2 protein-coding genes and 1 rRNA gene are annotated in these 3,739 nt (G+C 39.9%); 2 read left to right on the top strand and 1 reads right to left on the bottom strand.

The features are described from left to right. Positions 1-13 precede the first annotated feature (13 nt). Both ENH88_RS13340 and ENH88_RS13335 read left to right on the top strand, forming a co-directional pair. A complete protein-coding gene (locus tag ENH88_RS13340) occupies positions 14-1,552 on the top strand; it encodes a phosphoenolpyruvate carboxykinase (RefSeq protein WP_076926092.1) in 1,539 nt (512 codons plus the stop codon). Positions 1,553-1,735: 183 nt separating this feature from the next. After that, entirely contained in the window at positions 1,736-2,845 is a 1,110-nt protein-coding gene (locus tag ENH88_RS13335; RefSeq protein ID WP_197186291.1) for a PepSY-associated TM helix domain-containing protein, read from the top strand. Between the two features lie 767 nt (positions 2,846-3,612). Here the strand turns inward: ENH88_RS13335 and rrf are convergent. Then, positions 3,613-3,727, bottom strand: a 5S ribosomal RNA gene (gene rrf, locus ENH88_RS13330). Between the last annotated feature and the right edge of the window lie 12 nt (positions 3,728-3,739).

Raw genomic sequence — 3,739 nt, 5'->3', positions numbered from 1 at the left:
GTTAGGTATAAACATGACTACAGGCGCTACACGTTTTGTCGATTTAACCGCAGCTGAACTTGTCGAGCATGCGATCCGCCGTGGCGAAGGTACTTTAGCCGCAAATGGTGCTTTTGTTGCAATTACAGGAAAACGAACTGGTCGTTCACCAAAAGATCGTTTTATTGTACAAGAAGCTACAACTCAAGATGACATTCAATGGGGCAATGTTAACCGCCCATTTGATGCAGACAAATTTGACGCTTTATGGGCTCGCGTAGAAGCACATGTTCAAAGTAATGACCACTTCACCTCTCACCTAGAAGTTGGCGCAGACCCTGAGCATTATCTACCTGTAGTCGTAACTACAGAAACAGCGTGGCACCATATTTTTGCCAAAAACATGTTTATCGAACCGCAAAACTATAACGCTTCAAACTTACCGCAATGGCAAGTAATGAACGTTCCTTCGTTTGTATGTGAGCCAGAACGTGATGGCACAAATAGCGATGGCACCGTCATTATTAACTTTGCACAGCGTAAAGTATTACTAGCTGGTATGCGTTACGCCGGTGAAATGAAGAAATCGATGTTTTCTGTGCAAAACTTCCTACTACCAGCAAAAGGTGTATTACCAATGCACTGCTCTGCTAACGTTGGTGAAGCAGGCGATACAGCATTGTTCTTCGGTTTATCTGGTACAGGTAAAACAACGCTTTCAGCAGATCCAACTCGCTTTTTAATTGGTGATGACGAACACGGTTGGGCACCTGGCAGCGTGTTTAATATTGAAGGCGGTTGTTATGCTAAGTGTATCGACCTGTCACAAAAGAATGAGCCTGTAATTTGGAATGCTATTCGCTTTGGCACTATTTTAGAAAATGTAGTGTTAGATGAAAAAGGCATTCCAGATTTTAACGATACTAGCCTTACTCAAAATAGCCGTGCAGCATATCCACTTGAACACGTTGAAAAACGTAAAGTAGAAAACCGCGCAGGCGAACCAAAAGCTGTTGTATTTTTAACTTGTGATGTAAGCGGTGTATTACCACCAGTTTCTATACTTAGCGAAGAAGCTGCTGCTTTTCACTTTTTAAGTGGATACACAGCAAAAGTTGGCTCTACTGAAATTGGCTCTACTAGCGATATTGAATCAACATTTTCGACATGTTTTGGCGCACCATTCTTCCCACGCCCTGCTGGTGTTTACGCTGAGCTTCTTATGAAGCGTGTACGCGAGTTTGGCGCTAAAGTGTACCTTGTGAATACAGGTTGGACTGGCGGCCCTTACGGCACAGGTAAACGTTTTGATATTCCAACTACTCGTGCAGTAATTGATGCAATCGTATCTGGTAAATTAGCGGGTGTTGAAACTCAGCACATTGATGTTTTAAACCTAGATGTACCGGTAGCCGTTCCTGGTGTAGATACTAACTTACTTAACCCAATCAATACTTGGGAAGACAAAGCTAAGTACAATGAATATGCAGCAAAACTAGCCGCTGACTTCACTGAAAACTTTGCTAAGTACGACGTATCAGACGATATAAAAAATGCAGGACCTAAAGCTTAAGTAAACTTTAAGATTGTATTTTAACGCCAGTCTAGAGCTGGCGTTTTTACTTCTTAAATAATTAATTTAATAAGTGCGACAAAATACCGCACGAATCATATCAAAAACCATATAATATACTCCATAATCAAACACTTCTTAATGCCCAATAAATCTGCATTACCCATTACGGCTACTCAATTGATGACACCAAAGCTTTCATGGCGAAAAACCTCAAGACGATTACATTTGTACTTAGGCCTCTCGGTAGGCGTATTACTCACTATTATTAGCCTTTCTGGCTCCGTGTTAGTTTATTACCCACAAATAGACTCACTGTTAAATCCAATTAATGACACTACTACTAATACAAAAATACCTGATTGGGATAAAGCATACAGTAAGTTAAGGAAAAATTTCCCTTCAAAGCTCGGACCATGGCGATTAGAAAATACAGGTGTGAATTCAATTGTACCCGCACGCTACTATAACCCTATAGAAACAAAAGAGCATGGCTTTGCGCCTTTAATGGTTTGGCTATCTAGTGATAACGATGAAGTAATACGCAAAGACTACTGGGGGGAATACCTAGTAACTTGGATATACAACTTACATTTTTCATTACTAACAGGAGCAATAGGCACTCTAGTTGTTGGTTATATAGGCATAGCCACATTACTTCTTATTATCTCTGGATTCTTTGCTTGGTTTCCAAAACCTGGGCAATGGATAAAATCGTTAAAATTTAAACGTCGCAGTTCTAAAATAGGTCTACTTTATGACTGGCATAAACTTATTGGTTTGGCTTTGTGCATACCATTATTAGTTTTAACTGCTACAGGCGTTATGCTCGCTATTCCAAAACAAACGGACCCTGTATTAATCGCTCTAGTTAGCAATATAAACTCTCCCTCAAAAACACAAATGCAAGCTAACAAACAATCCAATATTCCTTTATCAAAAGCGATCTTAATAGCTCAAAAAGCATTACCAAGTGCGCGTTTAGCTTGGATTGAAACACCCTCAAACTTAAATGCGATTTACAGATTCAGGTTTCAAACTGACAATGACCCTTCTTATCGCTTCCCGCATAGCTATATCGAGGTTAATGCGTCTACAGGGGAACTAGAGAGCCTGTTTAATATAGATAAGCAAAGCACGGCTAGTAAAATTAAAAACTGGTTACACCCTCTTCATGACGGCAGCATTGGCGGTAACATTTTAAAAGTAATTTGGGTGTTGAGTGGCTTAGGATCTGCTGCATTGTTTTTTATTGGACTATATAGATGGTTAGTTAGAACCAATATAAAATAAACTTTACGCCAATCTACCTAGTTAAATGATCTATTTGAGGAAAAAATCTTTTATTTCGTTGTTCTCGTCATTGACTTCTAAATTGCTCAACCTTCAGTCTCCATGCAATCGCATATCAGAAATTATTAACGCAATTAGCGTCAAGTTCAATCCACCAAATTGATTAGGTATTATTGCCGATTAGTATAATTATCAGGTATGTGTATTTATTCTGCACACGCTATAACGCCAGTTATTTAGAGATGTAATGCGGTAAATAACATTGATGAGCTTAGCACCAGGTAATACTCGTTATACATTGTTTAATAATATATTTAGATGGAGCTATATACTTATAGGAACGTCTAATAAGGGTACTGAATAGTTAGGGCAAGGTTTTATTCAATGTGAAGCAGCTGCATTTATGGAAACATCTACAGGGCTAGATAGTCAGAGTGAAATTACGATCGTATGATTTTAGTGTCGGGAGTCGCTTCGCTCGCCCGGCCTACGCGATGGGTGTTGATATGAGTGTCTATTAATTGTGCGTATTTTACTTTTCTGCAGACGTAAAAAAGCCCGAATCGTTAGATTCGGGCTTTCTACAATTTGAAGCCTGGTAATGTCGTAGTGCCCACAGCGGTGGAGAGCCACATAGCAAATGCTACACTATCATCGGTAGAAGCTTTGGTTTCACTACTGAGTTCGGCATGGGCTCTTGGCTATTTACTAAATCCCAGACAGCAAAAAACCCGTCACATTTCTGTAACGGGTTTCTTTAATTTGAAGCCTGGTAATGTCCTACTTTCACATAGCAAATGCTACACTATCATCGGCGCTGTTTCGTTTCACTACTGAGTTCGGCATGGAATCAGGTGGGTCCAAAACGCTATTGTCACCAAGCAAATTTGGGCG

Origin of the sequence: Pseudoalteromonas prydzensis (assembly GCF_011050055.1) — a bacterium.
Taxonomy (GTDB): Bacteria; Pseudomonadota; Gammaproteobacteria; order Enterobacterales; family Alteromonadaceae; genus Pseudoalteromonas; species Pseudoalteromonas prydzensis_A.
Note: the sequence above shows the minus strand (reverse complement) of the source record. Positions and strands in the feature narration are given on the sequence as shown.

Bases quoted from the DNA above. Each gene is read 5' to 3' on its own strand.
- ENH88_RS13340 (WP_076926092.1), top strand. From the start codon at position 14: ATGACTACAGGCGCTACACGTTTTGTCGATTTAACCGCAGCTGAACTT.
- ENH88_RS13335 (WP_197186291.1), top strand. From the start codon at position 1,736: ATGACACCAAAGCTTTCATGGCGAAAAACCTCAAGACGATTACATTTG.